Here is a 20170-nt window from a genome sequence, read left to right on the forward strand (position 1 = left end):
CGGGCCTGCGAACTCGAGAGGAAGAGGAAGGACCGCAGGCCGGTGCAAGCGCAGCGCCGCCCGGCAATGGACATCCGGCACCATGCGCTACGATTTTGCCCGGTGGTGGCTGCGCCTTACCGGGCCTGCGAACTCGACAGGAAGGGGAAGGACCGTAGAACGTAGGCCGGTGCAAGCGCAGCGCCGCCCGGCAATGGACATCCGGCACCATGCGCCACGATTTTGCCCGGTGGCGGCTGCGCCTTATCGGGCCTGCGAATTCGAGAGGAAGGGGAAGGACCGTAGGCCGGTGCAAGCGCAGCGCCGCCCGGCAATGGACATCCGGCGCCATGCGCCACGATTTTGCCCGGTGGCGGCTGCGCCTTACCGGGCCTACGAGATCGAGAGGAAGGGGAAAGACTGCAGGCCGGTGCAAGCGCAGCGCCGCCCGGCAATGGGTATCCGGCGCCATGCGCCACGTTTTGCCCGGTGGCGGCTGCGCCTTACCGGGCCTGCGAGTTCGAGAGGAAGGGGAAGGACCGTAGGCCGGTGCAAGCGCAGCGCCGCCCGGCAACGGGTATCCGGCGCCATGCGCCACGTTTTGCCCGGTGGCGGATGCGCCTTACCGGGCCTGGGAACTCGAGAGGAAGGGGAAGGACCGCAGGCCGGTGCAAGCGCAGCGTCGCCCGGCAATGGGTATCCGGCGCCATGCGCCACGTTTTGCCCGGTGGCGGCTGCGCCTTACCGGGCCTGCGAACTCCACAGAAGGGGAAGGACCGCAGGCCGGTGCAAGCGCAGCGCCGCCCGGCAATGGGCATCCGGCGCCATGAGAAAGATTAAAAATCCATCTTCACCGTGAACTGTACCTCACGCGGATCGCCAATCTGATTGCCGAGGTTATTGGTGCCGATGGAAGAGGTGTAATAGGTCTTATCAAACAGATTCTTCACATTCACCTGCAGCGTCACCGGATACTGCAGCTTCATCTTATAGGCGGCGAACACGTCCGCCACCGCATAGCCCGGTAGATAATAATCCGCGCCGTTGGTGCCGGAGCGCTTGCTGAGCGCATGGCCGCCGCCGCCCACCGTCAGGGTGTTGCTGTTGTAGACGTTATGAATGTCATAGGTCAGGAACAGCGAACCGGTGTGTTTCGGTACGTTCGGCAGCGGTTTCCCGGCGTAATCCGGATCTTCCAGCACTTTGGCGTCGGTGTAGCCGTAGCTGGCGATCACGCTGAGGTTATCGGTGATGGACCCCGCCAGATCCACTTCCACGCCCTGGGAACGCACCTTGCCCGCGGTTTTGGCCACCGTCTCATCGCCAATGCTCTCGGTGTACAGCACATTGCGCTTATGAATATCAAACAGCGCGATATTGGCGGTAATGCCCTCCAGCAGGTCGAATTTGGCGCCCACTTCGTAGGAGGTGGACTCTTCCGGCGGCAGCTCGCCGATATAGCTGGCGATCGACGACTGCGGCATAAACGACTGGGCGACGTTGGCGAACAGCGACACGTTCGGCGTCACTTTGTAGACCAGGCCGGCTTTCGGCGTCCATTTCTCATCGCGGCTGTCGGTATTGACGTTAAACGGTCGGCCTTTACCGGCGTACTGGGTGTAATACTGGTAGCGCACGCCGGCGACGGCGATCCAGTTGTCGGTCAGGTACAGCGCGTCCTGCACGTAAGCGGCATAGCTCTCCTGCTGGATCCGCTGATCGCTGTCGGACGCGGAGACGGTATTGCAGGTGTCGAGGGTGCCGTAGACCGGATGATAGATATTAAAGCCTTTCACGTTCTTGCAGCGCAGCATATCGGTGCGCAGCAGATCGTAATTCTCATAGGCGACGCCGGTCAGCAGTTCGTTATAAAAGCCGCCCACCACCACGTTGCCCTGCAGGTCGGCGCGGGTCGAGTGCATCTTCTGCGTGGAACCATGGGTACCATCGACCCGGCGGGTCAGGTTGCCGGTCGCCGAATCATAAGCCATTACTCGCGCCTGGTTATCGTTATAGTGATCCTGGCTGTAGCTGTAATCGAAGCGCGCGGTCCAGGCGTCGTTAAGGCGATACTCGGCGTTGAGCTGGGCGAGGTCGGAATAGCCATCGGTAATATTAAACGCTTCATCGAAGCGGGTTTTGCGATCGACGTTCACCGCATGGCCGGTATTCAGATCGAAAATAGTGCCGCGGTCAAAGGGCGCGCTGTAGTCGCGGTGCGAATAGGACGCGGTCACCGTCGCCCGGTCGCCAAACCAGGTCAGGGAAGGGGCGAAAAAGCTGCTTTTGTTTTTACCGAAATTGCGCCAGTAATCTTCATTCTGATAGTCCCCAATCAGCCGGTACGCCAGATTCGTGCCTTCGATGGGGCCGGTGACGTCGACGCTGCCGGTACCGCCGCCAAAGCTGGTGGACGTCGCGGAAACCGAACCGGAGAACTGCCGCTCCGGACGTTTGGTGATGACGTTGATCAGCCCGCCGGGGTCGAGAATACCGTACAGCGTCGAGGCGGGTCCCTTCAGGACTTCCACCCGTTCGGTGGCGGCGTTAAAGCTGCGCGGCAGAACGGTGCGCAGACCGTTGGTCATGATCGAGCCGTCGCGGTTAGCGCCGAAGCCGCGGCGGGTAAAGGCGTCCTGGGTGCCGCCGAGGGTGTTGGTTTGCACCACGTTGGCGACGTTATACAGCGCCTCGTCGAGCGAGGTGGCGTGCTGATCTTCGAGAACCCGGTCGCTGACGGTATTCACCACCTGTGGAATATCCAGCAGCGGCATCGAGGTCAGCGTCGCGGTAGAGGAGCTGAGCGGTTGATAGCCGCTGGTGGCGCTCTGCTGGGCGCCGTCGGCCACCACGGTGATGGTCTCTTCCGCGTCGTTGTTACCTTTCGCCGCGTTATTTTCCGCGGCCATTAATCCCGGTGAGGCTAAAAAAAGAAGCGAAAAAAGCGCCCGCCCTTGCAACGAGGTGAAGGCGACATGGGGTTGAGTCATTATCTTTTTCTCGTGAACGAATCTGCCTTTGCGGTCAGATAAAGCCAATAAAATCATTGCCCTGAATAATAAAAACACGCGATTTAGCGTCTGAACGCGCCTTTAAGTGTGTAATTGAGAATCATTCAACCATGAAGGAATGTAGTAGTAAACGTTATGCAAGATAAAAAATCAGCGGCGGGGTACAGGGCGTTTTAAACACCTCCATCAGGGAATATCCTGTGGTTATCTCTTTGATATTATTTTATTTTAATTCTATTGCGTTGGCGCGGCCTCGCTGTAGTCATCGTCCGCGTCTGAAGACGATGGCGACTATTGACTACTACATTCATCCCCGTCATGATCAAAAGAGAATGAGATTTATTTTGATTTGACTGCAGAATGTCCAGTCTCGCCTGGAACGCTGCGGCGCAGGAGCGAGTTATGCCACAGCGGGTGACACCTGCAGAGCAGGGGATCGTACTGGATGCCCTGTCGGCCGGCTACGGCCAGACCCTGATCGTTGACGACATCAACCTGACCATCCCCACCGGCAAAATGACGGTGCTGGCCGGGGCGAACGGTTCCGGCAAATCCACGCTGCTGTCGACCATCGCCAGGATGCTGAAACCGCTCGGCGGCAGCGTGCGTCTGGACGGGCAAGCCATTCATCAGATGCCGACGAAGGCCGTCTCGCGCCAGCTCGGCATCCTGCCGCAATCGCCGCTGACGCCGGAAGGGTTAACGGTTTTCGAACTGGTCTCGCGCGGTCGCTTCCCGTGGCAGGGGCTGATGCGCCAGTGGTCCGACGCCGATGAGCTGGCGGTGGAAGAGGCGCTGCGCTTAACGGGCACCCGCGAGTTCGCTCATCTGCCGGTGGACAGCCTCTCCGGCGGCCAGCGTCAGCGCTGCTGGATCGCCATGGCGCTGGCCCAGCAAACAGCCACCATTCTGCTGGATGAACCGACCACCTGGCTCGACCTGCGCTATCAGGTCGATATTCTCGAACTGCTCCAGACCCTGACCCGCGAGCATGGCCGCACGGTGGTGACGGTGCTCCATGACCTTAACTTTGCCGTCAACTATGCCGATCTGCTGGTATTCCTTAAACAGGGGCGCATCGCTGGCACGATCAGCGACGGTGAAGTCTGTAACCCTGAGCTGATTAAACGCGTGTTTGACGTTGACGTGCAGATGTCGATTAATCCGCAAACCGGCAAACCGTTCTTTATGCCGTTTCGCGCCCGCCAGGCGGCGGCACAATGAGCGTGGTTAGCCTGCATCCCGCGCGGCGGCGCGCCCGTCCCCGGCTGGCGCTGCTCCTGCTTACGCTGCTGCTTATTGCCGGCTCGCTGGTGCATCTTGGCCTGGGCGCCCGCTGGATCGCCCCGCAGACGGTGCTGCAGGCGCTGCTGGAGTACAACCCGCGTAACTTCGATCAGCGGATAATCGTCGAACTGCGCCTGGTGCGGCTGGCGGCGGCGCTGCTGACCGGCGCGGCGCTCGGCGTCGCCGGGCTGCTGCTGCAGACGGTGATCCGCAACCCGCTGGGCGAGCCGCATATCCTCGGCCTTAACGCCGGCGCGTCGCTGGCGGTGGTGGCGACCTCTGCGCTGGGGCTCTCCTTCGGCGCTTTCCCCGCCGCGCGGCCGCTGACCGCCGCCTGCGGCGCGGCGCTGCTGTTCGGCGGGGTGATGGCGCTGGCCTCTGCCGGTCGCGGCGGAGCGACGCCGCTGCGCATCACGCTGTGCGGGGTAGCGCTGTCGGCGTTTGCGTCGGCGGTGACGGCGGCGATATTAATTCTCGATGAACAAACGCTGCTGGCGATGCGCACCTGGCTGGCGGGCGATCTGGGCGGGCTGAACTGGAGCACGCTGCGGACGGCGCTGGTCCCGGCGCTGATCGGCCTTGGCGTTGCGCTGTTCCTTGCCCCGCGCCTCAACGTGCTGGCGCTGGGGGATAAGGTAGCGCTGGGCCTCGGCGTGAACCTCGTCCAGACCCGGCTGCTGGGCCTGCTGGCGATTGCGCTGCTCTGCGGCGCGGCGGTGGCGGTGGCCGGGCCGATCGGCTTCGTCGGGCTGGTGGTGCCGCACGTGGTGCGTCGTCTGGTGACGGAAGATATCCGCCTGGCGCTGCCCCTGGCGGCGCCGGTGGGGGCGCTGGTGCTGCTCCTGGCGGATATCGCCGCCCGGACGCTGGTCGCCCCTCAGGAGCTGGCCACCGGGGCGATGACCGCCCTGGTGGGCGCGCCGCTGTTTATCTTTATCGCCGCGAGGTTTTTTAAATGATGCGCGCCGTCCATCGGGCCGGTTTTCGGCCGCTGGTTTTCGCTTCCCGCCAACTGCTGCTGCGCCCGGCGGCGCTTAACATTGCCGCCTTAATGCTGCTGATGCTGCTGGCGCTGGGGCTGTACAGCCTCAGCCGCGGTAGCTATCCGCTGCCCGCGTCGACGCTGGCGCGGGCCCTGCTGGCGCCGCAGGAGATTGGCGAGCAGCCGCGCTTTATTCTGTTTGATATCCGCCTGCCGCGGATCCTGATGGCGCTGCTGTGCGGGGCTATGCTGGGGCTGGCCGGCGCGGCGATGCAGAGCATTACCCGCAACGGGCTGGCCGACCCGGGGCTGATCGGCGTCAAAGAGGGGGCCAGCATCGTGGTCCTGGGGATGGTGCTGTTTTTCCCGGCGGTAGGCCTGGTCTGGCGGCCGCTGGCGGGAATGGTCGGCGGCGTGGCGGTGGCCCTGCTGGTCCTTACGCTGGCGCGCGATTGCTCGCGACCGCGCTTTATTTTAATTGGCGTCGGCGTCTCCTGGACCCTGGCGGCGGCGGTCGGCATCTTTATGACCACCGCCGACGTTCGCGACGTGCAGACGGCGATGATCTGGCTGGCGGGCAGCCTGCAGGCCGCTACCTGGCCGCTGCTGGCGGTGGCCTTTTGCTGGGCGCTGCCCGGAGCCATCATCCTGTTCTGTACCGCCCGGGCGGCGGACGCGGCGCTGCTGGGCGACCGGACCGCCATCGGCCTTGGGGTGCGTCTGCAGCAGCTCACGCTGCTGCGCTTTTTCGCCCCGGTGCTGCTGACCTCGGCCAGTGTCTCCTGTGTCGGCAGCCTGGGCTTTGTTGGCCTGATGGCGCCGCATATGGCGCGTTTTGTGCTGCGCGGCGGCCAGGTATCGCTGCTGAGCGGAAGCGCGCTGATTGGCGCCTTGCTGGTGCTGGTGACCGATACCCTTGGCCGGCTGGCGTTTGCGCCGCTGCAGATCCCGGCGGGGATTGTTATTGCCCTGGTGGGCTGCCCGTTTTTTGTTGTCTTGCTCTGGCGTCGCCGCGATGCCCTTTAACCAGGAAGGTATTATGCGTTGGTTCGTCTCATTGCTGCTGTTGCTGACGGGGGCCGTCAGCGCCGCCGACCCACAAACTCAGACTTTTACCGATGATTTAGGCCGCACGGTCACCGTCCCGCTCCATCCGCAGCGTATCGTTTCGATGCACGATCTCGACATTACCATTCCGCTGATTGAGCTCGGGGCGCCGCCCATCGCCAGCCACGGCCGGACGCGGCCGGACGGCAGCCACTATCTGCGCTCCAGCGCCCAGCTCACCGGCGTCGATTTCGACAATAGCGATATCCGCTTTATTGGCACCGCCGATATCGATCTGGAAGCGGTGGCCGCCGCCAGGCCGGATCTGATCATCACCGAGCCCAGCCGTCACGTGTCGGTGGAGCAGCTGGAGAAGATTGCCCCGACGGTGAGCATCGACCATCTGCAGGGCAGCGCCCCGGAGATTTACCGCAAGCTGGCGCAGCTGACCGGCACCCAGCCGCGGCTGGCGATCCTCGAGCGCCGCTATCAGGAGCAAATCAAGCAGCTGAAAGCGATGGTCAACCCGTCGCAGTACAGCGTCTCGGTGATCCAGGCAAACAACGGCAAGGTCACGGTGCATCATTCTTACCACGCGCTGGGCCGGGTGCTGCGCGACGCCGGGTTCCGCTTTCCGCCGTTGATTGAGCGGATCCCCGACGGCCAGCGAATTGACGTCAGCGCGGAACAGCTGCCGGAGCTGGACGCCGATTTTGTCTTCGCCACCTGGCGGTCGGATACCGGCGGTAAGCCGCAGGATGAGCTGCAGGCGATGGAAGGCGTGATGCCCGGCTGGTGCGACTTTATGCGCGCCTGCCGCACCGGGCGCTATATTTTGCTGCCGCGTGAAGAGGTGATCTCCAACTCCTACGCCGCGCTCTCCCTGATGGTGGCCCAGGTGCAGTCGCATATTGCCGGCAGGCCGATCCCGGCGGTGGCCAAATGAAAAGCGCGGTAAAAAAAGAGAAGGGGCGGGTCGACCTGTTCGGCGAACGCTATCGTGCCCGGGCGCATCAGCTCTCTCCCCGCCTGCGGGCCGTGGTCAGCTATATCAACGACAACCGCGAGGTGGTGCTGGAGCAGACGGCGATGGAGATCGCCACCGCGACCCAGACCTCTGACGCCACGGTGGTGCGCGCCATCCAGGCGCTGGGCTTCGCCGGGCTGCGCGAGCTTAAGCAGACTATGGAGCGCTGGTTCGGCACCTCGGTCACCTCGGCGGAAAAGATGCGCTCGACGGTCACCGCACTCGCCAGCGACGTCAATTCCAGTATTGATTTTGTGCTTGAAGGGCACCAGCGGGTCTGCGAGGTCCTGTCGCGGGCCGACAACCGCGCGGCGGTGGCCCAGGCGGTGGCGTTGCTCAGCGACGCGCGCCAGGTGGGGATCTTCGGCATCGGCGCCTCGGGGATCCTCGCCGAGTACACCGCCCGGCTGTTCAGCCGCATTGGCCTGCCGGCTTACGTGATGAACCGCACGGGCTTTAGCCTCGCCGAACAGCTTATCGGCCTGCAGCGCGGCGATGTGCTGATCATGATGGGGCAAAAATCCCCCCATCGCGAAGGGATGACCACCCTGCGCGAGGCGAAGCGGCTGGGTATTCCGACCATCCTGCTGACCCAGGCGGTGGACTCGCGCTTCAGCCAGGAGGCGCAGGTGGTGATCGACGTCCCGCGCGGCGGGGACAGTAGCCGGATGCCGCTGCACGGCACGGTGCTGGTCTGTCTGGAGATGATTGTCCTGTCGGTGGCCTCGACCACGCCACAAAAAACGGTGAAATCCCTGAAGCGAATCAACGACCTGCACCGGGCCATCGGTAAATCCGGCGGTAAACGGACCAGTTGATAAGATAATTCACCAGCGGGAAGGTTTCCGGTTGCATACAAAAGTAAGTGTGTGTATTTTTATGCAAAATAAATGCATAAAAAGGATATCTCATGGTTAAGAATTTGCTCAAAGCGTGTTTCATGATGGCCGCGCTGACGGCAGCCGGACAGGCGGCTGCGGAAACCTACACCGTCGGCTCCGGCGGCACCTACCGGCCATTTGAATTTGAAAACAGCCAGAAACAGCTGGAAGGTTTTGATATCGACATCATCAAAGCCATCGCCAAAGCCGAAGGCTTTGACGTCAAACTGGTCAATACCCCATGGGAAGGTATCTTCGCCACGCTGAACACCGGCGACCGCGACATCATCATCTCCGGGATCACCATCACCGATAAACGCAAACAGATGGTCGATTTCTCCGCGCCGTACTTCCCGGCCGAGCAGTCTATCGTCGTCGCCCAGGATTCGCAGGTCGATTCCCTCGCGGCCCTGAAAAACGAGAAGGTCGGGGTGGTGAACTCCAGCACCGGCGATATCGTGGTCTCTGAGGTACTGGGCAAAAACAGCACGGCGATCAAGCGCTTCGACAATACCCCGCTGATGCTCCAGGAGCTGTTCGAGGACGGCGTCAGCGCCGCGGTGGGTGACGTCGGGGTGGTGAAGTACTACATCAAGCAACACCCGGAGAAGCAGTTCAAGCTGGTGCCGGATGCCAAATTTGAACGCCAGTATTTCGGTATCGCAGTGGCGAAAGGCAACAGCGAACTGCTGGGCAAAATCAACGCCGGTCTGCAGAAGATTGTTGCCGACGGAACTTACGCCAAAATCTATAAAACCTGGTTCGACGACAACGTGCCGACGCTGCCAGCGCAATAACCCACCTTTTTCAGTGACCACGGCTATCGCCCAGGCGATAGCCGTATTTTTTAGGGAAGGACTATGACGGGATTCCGTTGGGAGATCATCGAGGAGTACGGCCCGCTGTTTGTGGACGGCGCCCTGATGACGATTAAATGTACCATTATCTGCGTGATCCTCGGGACGCTATGGGGGTTAACCCTCGGTCTCGGACGGATGGCGAAGGCCGAGCACGGGCCATGGAAATATATTCTCCGCTACCTGGTGCAGTTTCCGGTGCGCTTTTACGTTAGCGCCTTCCGCGGTACGCCGCTGTTCGTGCAGATCATGGTGGTGCACTTTGCGCTGGTGCCGCTGTTTATTAACCCGCGCGACGGCCTGCTGGTGACCAGCGGCCTGATGAGCGCCGACTTTGCCCGCGAGCTGCGCGCCAGCTACGGGGCGTTCCTCTCCTGCATTGTGGCGATCACCCTTAACGCTGGCGCCTATGTGTCGGAGATTTTCCGCGCCGGCATCCAGTCGATCGACAAAGGGCAGATGGAGGCCTCCCGCGCGCTGGGCATGCCGTGGTGGAAAACCATGCGCAAGGTGATCCTGCCCCAGGCGTTTCGCCGCATTCTGCCGCCGCTGGGCAACAACGCCATCGCCATAGTCAAAGACTCGTCGCTGGCCTCGGCGATAGGCCTGGCCGATCTGGCCTACGCCGCGCGCACCGTCTCCGGCGCCTACGCCACCTACTGGGAACCCTACCTGACCATCTCTCTGGTCTACTGGGTGATCACCTTCCTGCTGGCGCAGCTGGTTAACCGTCTGGAAAAGAGGTTTGGCAAAAGTGATTCACATTAATAACTTACATAAGCGCTTCGGCGACAGCCACGTGCTGCGCGGCATCAGCTGCGACATTAAACCGCAGGAAGTGGTGTGCATCATCGGCCCCTCCGGATCGGGGAAAAGTACCTTTCTGCGCTGTATGAACGCCCTCGAGACGGTCAGCGAAGGCGAGGTGGTGGTCAACGGCTTTGCCGCCCACGACCGCACTACCGACCTCAACAAGATGCGCGAAAGCGTCGGCATGGTGTTCCAGCGCTTTAACCTGTTCCCGCACATGACGGTGCTGGAAAACCTGATTATGGCGCCGATGAATCTGCGCAATATGCCGCGCCAGCAGGCGGTCGACCTGGCGGAAGCCTTGCTGGCGAAGGTGGGCTTAAGCGATAAGCGCGACGCCTGGCCCTCGAGCCTGTCCGGCGGCCAGCAGCAGCGCGTCGCGATTGCCCGCGCGCTGGCGATGAAGCCGTCGATTATGCTGTTCGATGAGCCCACCTCGGCGCTGGATCCGGAGCTGGTGGGCGACGTGCTGGAGGTGATGAAAAACCTCGCCAGCGAGGGGATGACCATGGTGATCGTGACCCACGAAATGGGCTTTGCCCGCGAAGTGGCCGACCGGGTGATCTTCATCGACCAGGGCGTGATTCAGGAAGAGGGCAAGCCGGGGCAGATCTTTAGCGCGCCGACCAACCCGCGCACCGCCGCGTTCCTCAGCAAGGTGCTGTAAACCGGGCGGGCTGGCGCCAGGCCAGCCCGCTGAGTGTTGTCAGATATATTGATGATATTTTTCATCATTAGTATAAACATTGACTGAACTCATAAATCCCGCGACGACTCCTTTGTTAATCTCCGGGTATCGGTTTGGGCTTCTCCAGGAATATAACGTTGGAAATCTTTTTTTAACCCACTGAAAAATAGCGACTAACTATTTTTCATACGCCAAAAATCATGGTCCGTTAATGACGGACTCGGTTTCGTATGGGTTAAAAAAGGTACGTTATGACAGTTACATGGACGGTCACGCCCGTGGGGTATCAGCACATTGCCAAACGCTGCCCCTCCTGCAATGTAAAACGCGACTTCGCGCCTTCCGGCGCCATCCGGGTGAATTCGCAAAAGAAGCTGCTGGATATCTGGAGCATCTATAAATGCACGCACTGCGATTACACCTGGAATATCGCCCTGTTTTCCAGGCTGCACGTCAGCAAGATTAACCGCGAACGGCTTCAGCGCCTGAGGCAGAACGATGCTGCCATGGTTCGCTATTATGCCGCTGACCTCGCGACGCTGAAGCGCAACGGCGCTGTGCTGTCGGGGCAACCTGATTTTCGTATTCAGGAGCATTGGTCAGTCAGGCTAATGGCTTGCCCGCAAATAATGGTGCGCGTTCGGGTCCTTCAGCCTTTTCGCGTCAGCCTGCTATCAATACTGAAAAAGCAGCTCAAGCTGAGTACGGCTGATATCCGGTGGTTGGTCGCGACAGGGCAGATCAAAGGTATCCCACTAAAACAGCTCAAGACGAAAAAGCTGAAGGCGATGGAATATCATTTTCAGCTGGCGGCGGAAACGCTGTATGCGCGACGCCGGATTACGTTATCACTTCGCCGTAGATAACTCGTCCGGAAGATAAGCCGTAGCGCTTTAACCGCGGTTTTTCGTTATTCTCAATGAAATCAGGACGGCGAAGTCGGCCGTCCTGAATTACTCATTACTGCCTGAAAAAGGCACTTCCGCAGCAGCCAGTCAAGCTGCCGACGCATAATAAACAAACGCCAGTTTATTGCCGTCGGGATCGCGGACGTAGGCGCTGTGAAAGCCGTCGCCATACTGCGGCCGGTGACCGGGCGCACCTTCGTCACGTCCGCCGAGTTGCAGGGCGAGGGCATGCAGTTCCGCAATATGTTCGACGGAGCGGGCGTTAAGCGCCACCATCGTTCCATTGCCCACCCCGGCAGGCTGCTGATCAAAGGGGACGCCCACGCACAGCCCGCAGGCCTGGTTGCCGTTGAAGGTGCCCCATGAGGCGCCTTGTTCGTTACGGCCGGCTTTGGCGTGCCCCAGCAATGCCATTAACGGGTCATAGAACTTGATGGCGCGTGGTAGATCGTTCGTTCCCAGCATAATGTATGAAAACATAGTGTCCTCCTGTTGCGGGCAAAAGGTGACTTTCGCCCGCTTACTGCGTGAAGCTGATGGCAACAGACCCGGCGCTGCGCTCAGCCTCGCCATGGTACACCGCCTCAATATTATTCCCCTGCGGATCCAGCACAAAAGCGGCATAGTAACCAGAATGATAGTGTCGTTCGCCAGGCGCGCCGTTATCGCGGCCGCCATGGGTCAGCGCTGCATGGTAAAAAGCGTCCACCATGTCGCGATCTCTGGCCTGGAACGCCAGATGGTGGCGCCCTGTCAGTTTCCCGGCGGCCTCCGGGCTGTGGCGTGAGGCCACCACCAGTTCGTCGGCCAGCAAGTATTCATTGGCGGTGGCGATCGCCGGGATCTCCAGCGCCGACAGTACGGCGGTATAGAAGTTTTTGCTTGCCTCAAAGTCTTCGACAACCAGCAGAATATGATCGATCAATCTGCCACGATGTAACGTATTACTTTCCATATGATTTCCTCCTGGCAGGGGGGCCGGCAATGGTTAACAGCAGTGAGCCAGCAAAAACAGGATACCCTCCGGTAAGGGCCATAAAAAAGGCTGGCGCCAGGCCAGCCGTCAGGACTACTGCGCGGACTCCGTCGCTTCGTCCATGTCCTCTTCCTGCTCGCTGGCGAGCAGGGTTTTCTCGTTTTTACACAGACACTGGATCAGCAGGAACAGCCCGCCGCTGGCCACCAGGGTGGCGATCAGGCCATCGTAGCCGGTGATGCCGATCAGCATGCCGCTGACTACCGGTCCGGCGACGCTGCCGGCGGACCAGAAAAAGCCGAACAGGGCGTTAATCATAATCAGCTTCTGCCCGCTAAAGGTTTTCCCCGCCCGCACCAGCGACAGGGTATACAGCGCCCCCGCCGCGGCGCCCAACAGCAGACAAATGGCCATCAGTTGAATCCGTGAGCCGAGCATCAGCGGCAGGGCCAGCAGCGACAGGCTGAAGACCACCGCGCAGGCCAGATGCACGCGGCGAATGCCGACCCGGTCGGCCAGCCAGCCGAGCGGGGTCTGGAACATCGCATCCCCGGTAAGCACCACGGTCACCAGCAGCACCGCCATTCCTTCATTAAGCCCCTTGTCCATGCCGTACAGCGGCAGCAGGGCGAGGATGCTGGCGTCGAAGAAGGCGAAGCAGAAGACCCCGGAGGCCAGTACCGGCAGGAAGGCGCCGAGGCTGCGCCAGCTGGCGCGCTCCCCAAGGCTTTCGCGGGTGCCGGTGGGCAGATGGCGCAGCATCAGCAGGCAGACGGCGGTGACCGCGACGATCGCCATCAGCGCCGAGGCCTGCCAGGCGGGGCCGACGGAGATCAGCAGCGGCCCGGCCAGCTGACAGCCGGTAAAGGCCGAGGCGTAGATGCCGGTGAGGGTGGCGCGCTGGCTGCCCGCCGCGCCGCCGGTGATCCAGCTTTCGCCCAGTACGATAATGACCCCGGAGGCCAGGCCGGTCAGCAGGCGCGGCAGCAGAAGCAGCGTCATATCGGTGGTCATGCATGAGGCGATGGTCGCCAGCGCCAGCAGGATCAGACTGCCGCTCAGCAGCACGCCCATCTCAACGCGCCGGCACAGCGCAGGAGAGAGGAAAGAGGAGATCATCATACCGGCGGGCGGCAGGGCGGCCAGCAGGCCGACGTACAGCGGCGCAACCTGCTGCTGCGCCAGCTCAAGACTGATTAACGGCACCGTATAGCCGGTGATAAATCCCACGAGCGACGCGGCCATGATCATCGCCAGCGTGGGGGCAAGACGATTCTGGTCTGGGTTAAACATTTTATTTCCGATGACGGAGAGGTCAGTAGTGGATCCTTCGGCAAATTGCCGTCCTGAGTTGCATAATAATTAATCGCCTGGCCGTTGTCACCGTTGAAATCACTACCAAAAAAGGTCCGCCCGGCCGCGGCTGGCGTGTACGCCGCGCCGCCGCCGCATTTCGTGACGTTGTCAGCGTGTTAACGACAGGATATAACGGAGGGAGCGGCAGCGACCCGGCGCCGGTGAGCGACGGGGAAAAACGCAACGCATGACCCAATTATTCAGCATTACGCTATGCAGGAAAGGAGTAATACATGGCCGTATCGCCGTCACTGATCGCCGAAGCCACAGGCTGGCGACGTGAGTTTCACGCCGCGCCTGAGCTCGGATATCAGGAGCAGGAGACCTCGCGCCGCGTCGCCGAGCTGCTGGTCTCGTTTGGCCTGCAGGTTCATCGCGGGCTGGCCGGCACCGGCGTCGTGGCGACGTTGGAAAACGGCCCCGGGCCGGTTATCGGCCTGCGCGCCGATATGGACGCCCTGCCGATCACCGAGCTGGGGAGCGTCAGCTACCGTTCGCGCCGCGCCGGGGTAATGCACGCCTGCGGCCACGATGGCCACACCGCGATGCTGCTGGCGGCCGCAGCCCATCTGGCGCAGACCCGCCAGTTCAGCGGTACCGTCCACTTTGTCTTCCAGCCGGCGGAAGAGAACCTTGGCGGCGCGCGCAAAATGGTGGAAGAGGGGTTATTCGAACGCTTCCCGATGGATGCGATTTACGCGCTGCATAACTGGCCGGGGATCCCCCTCGGCGAAGTGGCGCTCAGCGATGGCGCGATGATGGCTTCCCTCGACGCCTTCGAGATTACCCTGCGCGGCAAAAGTTGCCATGCGGCGATGCCGGAGAGCGGGGCCGATCCCATCGTCGCCGCGGCGCAGCTGATTATGGCGCTGCAGACCATCCCCTCCCGTCGCCTGTCGCCACAGGATTCCGCGGTGGTCAGCATCACCCAGATAAACGGCGGCGAGGCGATCAACGTCCTGCCGGACACCGTGGTGCTGCGCGGCACCTTCCGCTGCCTGAGCAACCGCGTTCGCGCCCGCGTGCGGGAGCTTATCGAAAGCTATGTGGCGACCCAGCCGCAGGTGTCCGATGTCCGGGGCGAGATTAGCTGGTTTCCGGGGTATCCGGTGACCAAAAACCATGCGCCGCAGGCGCAGCTGCTGCGCGAGGTGGCGGTCGCCACCCTCGGCGCGGAGGCGGTGCGCTGGAACCAGGCGCCGTCGATGGCCTCTGAGGATTTTGCCTGCATGCTGGAGGTCTGTCCGGGGGCCTATTTCTGGATCGGCACCGATGGCGAAACGCCGTCGAAGCCGTTGCATAACGCCAGCTATGACTTTAACGACGCGCTGATTAGCCACGGGGTGGCGATGTGGGTGGCGCTGGTGGAGAAACAGCTGCCGGCGGCGTAACCCGCCGGCAGCGGCAGGAGGGAAGGGAGCGCGCGCGCTCCCTGAGGTCAGACGTCGGCGGCGGCTTTCAGTCGTGCCTTCATGTCGCTGTAGGCGGTCCAGGCATAGCGCTCCGCCCACTGCTGGTCGGCAATCGCTTCCACTTTCACCGCACAGTATTTGGTTTCCGGCGTTTTGGAGATCGGATCCAGGTTATCCTGGGTCAGCTCATTACAGGCGCCCACCCACCACTGATAGGTCATATAGACCGCGCCCGGGTTGATGCGATCGCTGAGGTCGGCGCGGGTGATGACCTTTCCGCGCCGGGAGCTTACCCACACCAGCTGTTTGTCGGCGATCCCCAGCCGTTGCGCATCCACGGGATTCATCTGCACCCGTCCCGGCTCGTCGGCCAGCGACTGCAGCGCGGCGCAGTTGCCGGTCATCGAGCGGCAGGAGTAGTGCCCCACCTCCCGCACCGTGCAGAGCACCAGCGGCCATTCATCATCCGGACGCTCCGCCGGCGCGCGCCAGGCGGTGGCGAACAGCTGCCCTTTACCTGATGGGGTGTCGAAGCGGTTGTCTTTATACAGCCACGGCGTGCCGGGGTGGTCGAGGGTCGGGCATGGCCACTGAACATGGCCCATATCGCCCATTTTCTCCCAGGTCACGCCGTAGAACAGCGGGCAGAGCTCGCGCATCTCGTCCCAGATCTGCTGGTTGTTGTCATAGTGCATCGGATAGCCCATTTCGCTGGCCAGCAGACTGATGATCTCCCAGTCGCGCTTCACATTCCCCGCCGGCGGGATCGCCTGTTCAAACCGCTGAAACCCGCGGTCGGCGCAGGTGAAGACGCCGCCGTGCTCGCCCCAGGAGGTGGCCGGCAGCAGGACATCGGCAATCTCCGCCGTTTTGGTCATGAAGATATCCTGCACCACCACGAAGTCCAGCGCCTCGATGCCTTTGCGCACCAGGCCGAGGTCGGCTTCGGTCTGCAGCGGATCTTCGCCCATAATGTAATAGGCTTTGATCTCGCCCGTCAGCGCCTTATGCGGCACCTCGGTGATGCGGGTGCCGACCTGGTCATCCATCTGCGCCGGGTCGATCCCCCAGGCGGCGGCGAATTTCGCCCGCACGGCCGGGTCGGTGACCTCCTGATAGCCGGGGAACAGGTTCGGCAGCACGCCCATATCGCAGGCGCCCTGTACATTGTTTTGCCCACGGACCGGGCCCACGCCGACGTTCGCCCGTCCCAGGTTGCCGGTGAGCAGCGCCAGGCTTGCCAGGCCGCGCACCACGTCCACCGCCTGGCCAAACTGGGTGACCCCCATGCCCCACATAATGGTGGCGGAAGGGGCGGCGGCAAACATGCGCATTGCCTCGCGGATCGCCTGCGCGCTGACCCCGACAATCCCTTCCACTGCTTCCGGGGCGTAATCTTTCACCGCCTCGCGGTAGGCATCCAGCCCTTCGGTATAGCGTTCGACATAGGCTTTGTTGTACAGCTCTTCTTCCAGCAATACATAGCCGAAGGCGTTCACCAGCGCCATGTTGCTGCCGTTGTTAAGCTGCAGATGACGGTCGGCTATGCGTGCGGTTTCAATGCGTCGCGGATCGCAGACGATGATTTTGGCGCCGTTTTCCCGGGCTTTGATCACCCGGCGGGCGACGATGGGATGGGAGTCGGCGCAGTTGTAGCCAAAGACCAACAGGCACTTCGAGTTTTCGATGTCGCTTATCGAGTTGCTCATCGCCCCGTTGCCCAGCGCCTGCTGCAGCCCGGCGACGGAAGGGCCATGGCAGACGCGGGCGCAGCAGTCGACGTTGTTGGTGTTCAGCACCGCGCGGGCGAACTTTTGCATCACATAGTTGGTTTCGTTGCCGGTGCCGCGCGAGGAGCCGGTGGTCATGATGGCGCGCGGGCCATGCTTCTCTTTGATCTCCCTGAGCTTGCTGGCGGTATAGCGAATCGCCTCCTGCCAGCTGACCGGCGTGAAAGCGCCGCCTTTCTGGTAGCGGATCATCGGTTGTTTAAGACGGGGCGTCAGGAGCTGCGTGTCGTTAAGAAAATCCCAGCCGTAATAGCCTTTCAGGCACAGCTGGTTCTGGTTGGTGACGCCGTCGGCGGCTTCCGCGCGAATGATTTTATTGTTGTCGACAACCAGTTTAAGTTTGCAACCCGCCCCGCAGTAGGGGCACACGCTCGTGATTTTTTTCATCAGTAACAGACCTGTTAACAGTGAACAGAGGATCGCTGTCGCGCCGGGCCCGACGGGCAACGATCGCGGTATCGCCTGGTGGTGATGCGGACGCAGGCCCGCTGCGCTATGCAGGTCTCGTGCCAGATTTTAATTTATTGATTTACAATGAAAAATAACAGGGAAAGGATGACGGGAGCGTGACCTCGTCACTAATGACGATGACGCAGAGCGCCGACGTCAGACGCTCTGCAGGGGATAATGCCGCTACGCGAGAGGGCGGCAGCGGGCGATATGCGACTCGCTCAGGCCGACGTCGCGCGCGGCGGCGCAGATTGCCTGCCAGCTGCCCGCATCCAGCGGGATCCCCTCGGCCAGACGCGCTTCGCGGTTGGCGGCCTCCCATTCGCCGGGGGCCAGCACCGGGGCATCGGGATCGTGCGGCGACTGTTTACACCATGCGATAAAGGCCTCCGTCTGCGCCTGGCTGTCCGGGGCATCGAACGCGTCCGGGCGCAGGATCACGGTGGTCATGCAGTTAAAGATGGCGTCGACGCTGGTCTGCAGGCTTTCCTGATGGGTGGTTTGCCCCCCGGAGAGCGCGCCGCCGAGCACTTCGCACAGTGTCGCCAGGGCATAGCCTTTGTGCTGGGCGAAGGTGAGCAGGGCGCCCAGCGGCGAGGTCTGCATCACCGCCGGGTCGGTGGTGGGCAGCCCCTGGGCGTCGATCAGGCAGCCGGGCGCCACGGCTTCTCCTTTGTGCCAGGCGACGCGGGTTTTACCAAAGGCGATGGCGCTGGTGGCGTAGTCCAGCAGCAGCGGCGGATGGCCCGCGCGGGGAAACACCACGCACAGCGGGTTAGTGCCGAAGCGGCTGTCTTTTCCGCGGAACGGGGCGACCATCGGGTCGCCGATCACGCTGACGAAGTGAATGGAGATCAGCCCGGCGGCGGCGCACTGCTCCGCCCAGTAGCCGATGCGTCCGACGTGATGCGCATTGCGCAGGGCGATAGCCGCCATGCCGTGCTGCTTCGCCTTTTCGATGCCTAACTGCATCGCTTCGTGGGCGACCACCTGGCCGAAGCCGGCGTTGCCGTCGAGGGTGACCACGGCGCCGGCGTCTTTGGTGACCGTGGCGTGGCGGTTGAGCTGCAGAAAGCCGCCGGCGTGGGATTTGACATAGCTTGGGATCATCCCGACGCCATGGGAGTCATGCCCGGCCAGGTTGGCGGCGATCAGATGGTCGGCGACCAGCGTCGCTTCTTCTGAGCGGCTGCCGAGATGGGTAAACAGTGAGACGACAAACTGATGCAGATCCGTCGCCAGAAAGCGGTGTCCTGTTGGCACTGATTCTCTCCTGTAGTCTGTTGTTATTTTGTTATGTTTGCCGTTTTATGCTGCGCCGCCCGGCGCAGAAGGTCAAGGGCGGACTCTCCCGGCGACAGGCCACTGCGCCAGCGCCTGGGTTATACGACAGACGATAAAAAACCGGTCCGGGATCGCGTTTTAATTAACGTCATAAACACCACATTTTTAAATTCTGCCACTGTCACAAAAGCCATAAAAAAGCCAGCCCCGGCGTTGCAAGGGGAGCTGATACCACTATATGTTAAATTTGTGTTTATTAATTGATGATTAAAGGTTGGTATCATGTATAAGAAAATAAGTGGTTTAGTGGTTTCACTGACGGCCGTTTTCGCCTGTGCCGCCTGGGCGGAGGTGCCTGCGGGCTATCCGGCGGATTATCAAAAAACGGTTGATGCCGCCGTCAAAGAGGGCAAGGTGGTGATCTATTCCACAACCGATACCAAAGCGGCCGGGCCGTTAATTAAAGGATTTGAAGCGCAATATCCGGGCGTAAAAGTCGAATATAACGACATGAACAGCACCGAGCTGTATAACCGCTATATCAGCGAGCAGGCCGCCGGGGGCGGCAGCGGGGACGTGGTGTGGAGCTCATCGATGGATACGGCGCTGAAATTAGCCACCGAGTACGCGGAACAATATGCCTCGCCGGAGGTGAAGCAATTACCCGACTGGGCGGTGTGGCAGCAGAAAGCCTATGGCACCACCTACGAACCGGTGGTATTTATCTATAACAAACGGCTGATCCCGCAGAATGAGGTGCCGGACTCGCACACCGCGCTGGCCAAATTGATCGCCAGCCAGGCCGATAAATTTAAAGGCAAAGTCACCACCTACGATATCGAAAAATCGGGCCTCGGCTTTATGCTGGCGGTCCAGGACAGCCAGGCCGACGCGAACTATTTTACCGACCTGGCGAATATCGCCAAAGGCGGCCTGACGGTGCAGTCTTCCACCGGCACGATGATGGAGCGCGTCTCCTCTGGCGAAAACCTGATCGGCTATAACATTCTTGGCTCCTATGCCGAAGCGCGGGCGAAAAACGATCCCTCTTTAGGCATCGCCTATCCGAAAGATTACGTGCTGGTGCTTTCCCGCGTCTCGTTTATTAGCCAGGAGAGCGAACATCCCAATGCGGCGAAATTGTGGCTGGATTATGTCCTGTCGGAAAAAGGCCAACAGATCCTCGCCAGCCAGGCGGATATTCCCTCTCTTCGTCGCGATATTGAAGGCAAAAATGATATCGACGGCATGACCACGCTGCTGGGCAAAGCGTTAAAACCGATCCCGGTCAACGAAACGCTGCTGGATTATTTACAGCCGCAAAAACGTCTGCAGTTTATTAAACAATGGCGCAGCGCCGCCGCGAAATAATCCTCCCCCGGGGCATCGCCGATGCCCCTTATTCACACCCGGCGGGTTTATTCA

At 61.4% G+C, this 20170-nt stretch carries 16 protein-coding genes and 1 pseudogene; 11 read left to right on the plus strand and 6 right to left on the minus strand.

Annotation, left to right across the window (positions count from 1 at the left end; genetic code table 11):
* Positions 1-815 precede the first annotated feature (815 nt).
* Positions 816-2888, minus strand: coding sequence for a TonB-dependent siderophore receptor (locus ACOI7D_RS09845; protein WP_109547225.1), 2073 nt, complete (start codon positions 2886-2888; stop codon positions 816-818).
* A gap of 504 nt (positions 2889-3392) precedes the next feature.
* On the opposite strand from ACOI7D_RS09845, the gene ACOI7D_RS09850 reads away from it, so the two are divergent.
* The 9 genes and pseudogenes from ACOI7D_RS09850 to ACOI7D_RS09890 all read left to right on the plus strand — a co-directional run bounded on the left by ACOI7D_RS09850 (position 3393) and on the right by ACOI7D_RS09890 (position 11435).
* A complete protein-coding gene (locus tag ACOI7D_RS09850; protein ID WP_109547226.1) occupies positions 3393-4214 on the plus strand; it encodes an ABC transporter ATP-binding protein in 822 nt (273 codons plus the stop codon).
* Positions 4211-5236 carry a FecCD family ABC transporter permease gene (locus tag ACOI7D_RS09855; protein WP_109547227.1) on the plus strand — a complete coding sequence of 342 codons (1026 nt, stop codon included), beginning with the start codon at positions 4211-4213 and terminating at the stop codon, positions 5234-5236. The genes ACOI7D_RS09850 and ACOI7D_RS09855 overlap by 4 nt, the downstream gene beginning before the upstream one ends.
* Entirely contained in the window at positions 5233-6285 is a 1053-nt protein-coding gene (locus ACOI7D_RS09860) for a FecCD family ABC transporter permease (protein WP_109547228.1), read from the plus strand. The genes ACOI7D_RS09855 and ACOI7D_RS09860 overlap by 4 nt, the downstream gene beginning before the upstream one ends.
* On the plus strand, positions 6275-7252 hold the full coding sequence (locus tag ACOI7D_RS09865) for an ABC transporter substrate-binding protein (RefSeq protein WP_072413321.1): 978 nt from the start codon (positions 6275-6277) through the stop codon (positions 7250-7252). The genes ACOI7D_RS09860 and ACOI7D_RS09865 overlap by 11 nt, the downstream gene beginning before the upstream one ends.
* Positions 7218-8151 (plus strand): annotated as a pseudogene (locus ACOI7D_RS09870) (MurR/RpiR family transcriptional regulator). Before ACOI7D_RS09865 ends, ACOI7D_RS09870 begins: the two are co-directional and overlap by 35 nt.
* Positions 8152-8243: 92 nt before the next feature.
* Positions 8244-9011, plus strand: coding sequence for a basic amino acid ABC transporter substrate-binding protein (locus ACOI7D_RS09875; RefSeq protein WP_008804504.1), 768 nt, complete (start codon positions 8244-8246; stop codon positions 9009-9011).
* A gap of 63 nt (positions 9012-9074) precedes the next feature.
* On the plus strand, positions 9075-9839 hold the full coding sequence (locus ACOI7D_RS09880) for an amino acid ABC transporter permease (RefSeq protein ID WP_004151161.1): 765 nt from the start codon (positions 9075-9077) through the stop codon (positions 9837-9839).
* On the plus strand, positions 9826-10548 hold the full coding sequence (locus ACOI7D_RS09885; RefSeq protein WP_004189541.1) for an amino acid ABC transporter ATP-binding protein: 723 nt from the start codon (positions 9826-9828) through the stop codon (positions 10546-10548). The genes ACOI7D_RS09880 and ACOI7D_RS09885 overlap by 14 nt, the downstream gene beginning before the upstream one ends.
* 299 nt (positions 10549-10847) lie before the next feature.
* The gene (locus ACOI7D_RS09890) at positions 10848-11435 is read left to right on the plus strand and encodes a DUF1062 domain-containing protein (protein ID WP_162543152.1); all 588 of its coding nucleotides are present in this window, start codon (positions 10848-10850) and stop codon (positions 11433-11435) included.
* A 129-nt stretch (positions 11436-11564) separates the two neighbouring features.
* Here the strand turns inward: ACOI7D_RS09890 and ACOI7D_RS09895 are convergent, their stop codons facing one another.
* From ACOI7D_RS09895 to ACOI7D_RS09905, 3 genes are all read right to left on the minus strand, one after another.
* Positions 11565-11957 (minus strand): VOC family protein, encoded by a 393-nt coding sequence (locus ACOI7D_RS09895; RefSeq protein ID WP_109547231.1) that lies wholly within the window; start codon positions 11955-11957, stop codon positions 11565-11567.
* A gap of 40 nt (positions 11958-11997) precedes the next feature.
* A complete protein-coding gene (locus ACOI7D_RS09900; RefSeq protein ID WP_109547232.1) occupies positions 11998-12432 on the minus strand; it encodes a VOC family protein in 435 nt (144 codons plus the stop codon).
* 114 nt (positions 12433-12546) lie between these two features.
* Positions 12547-13746, minus strand: coding sequence for an MFS transporter (locus ACOI7D_RS09905; protein WP_044523748.1), 1200 nt, complete (start codon positions 13744-13746; stop codon positions 12547-12549).
* 296 nt (positions 13747-14042) lie between these two features.
* Between ACOI7D_RS09905 and ACOI7D_RS09910 the strand changes: the two genes are divergently transcribed.
* Complete coding sequence (locus ACOI7D_RS09910) at positions 14043-15200, plus strand: M20 aminoacylase family protein (protein ID WP_023290035.1); 1158 nt, start codon at positions 14043-14045, stop codon at positions 15198-15200.
* A 47-nt stretch (positions 15201-15247) separates the two neighbouring features.
* Here the strand turns inward: ACOI7D_RS09910 and fdhF are convergent, their stop codons facing one another.
* Positions 15248-17398 (minus strand): formate dehydrogenase subunit alpha, encoded by a 2151-nt coding sequence (gene fdhF, locus ACOI7D_RS09915; RefSeq protein ID WP_048335933.1) that lies wholly within the window; start codon positions 17396-17398, stop codon positions 15248-15250.
* Between the two features lie 246 nt (positions 17399-17644).
* Complete coding sequence (locus ACOI7D_RS09920; protein ID WP_023290033.1) at positions 17645-18724, minus strand: malate/lactate/ureidoglycolate dehydrogenase; 1080 nt, start codon at positions 18722-18724, stop codon at positions 17645-17647.
* Positions 18725-19027: 303 nt separating this feature from the next.
* Here ACOI7D_RS09920 and ACOI7D_RS09925 point away from each other — a divergent pair, with 303 nt between their 5' ends.
* On the plus strand, positions 19028-20116 hold the full coding sequence (locus tag ACOI7D_RS09925; RefSeq protein WP_023290032.1) for an ABC transporter substrate-binding protein: 1089 nt from the start codon (positions 19028-19030) through the stop codon (positions 20114-20116).
* The last annotated feature ends 54 nt before the right edge of the window (positions 20117-20170 follow it).

The sequence above is a fragment of the Klebsiella sp. C360 genome (genome assembly GCF_048822415.1).
Lineage (GTDB): Bacteria > Pseudomonadota > Gammaproteobacteria > Enterobacterales > Enterobacteriaceae > Klebsiella > Klebsiella quasipneumoniae.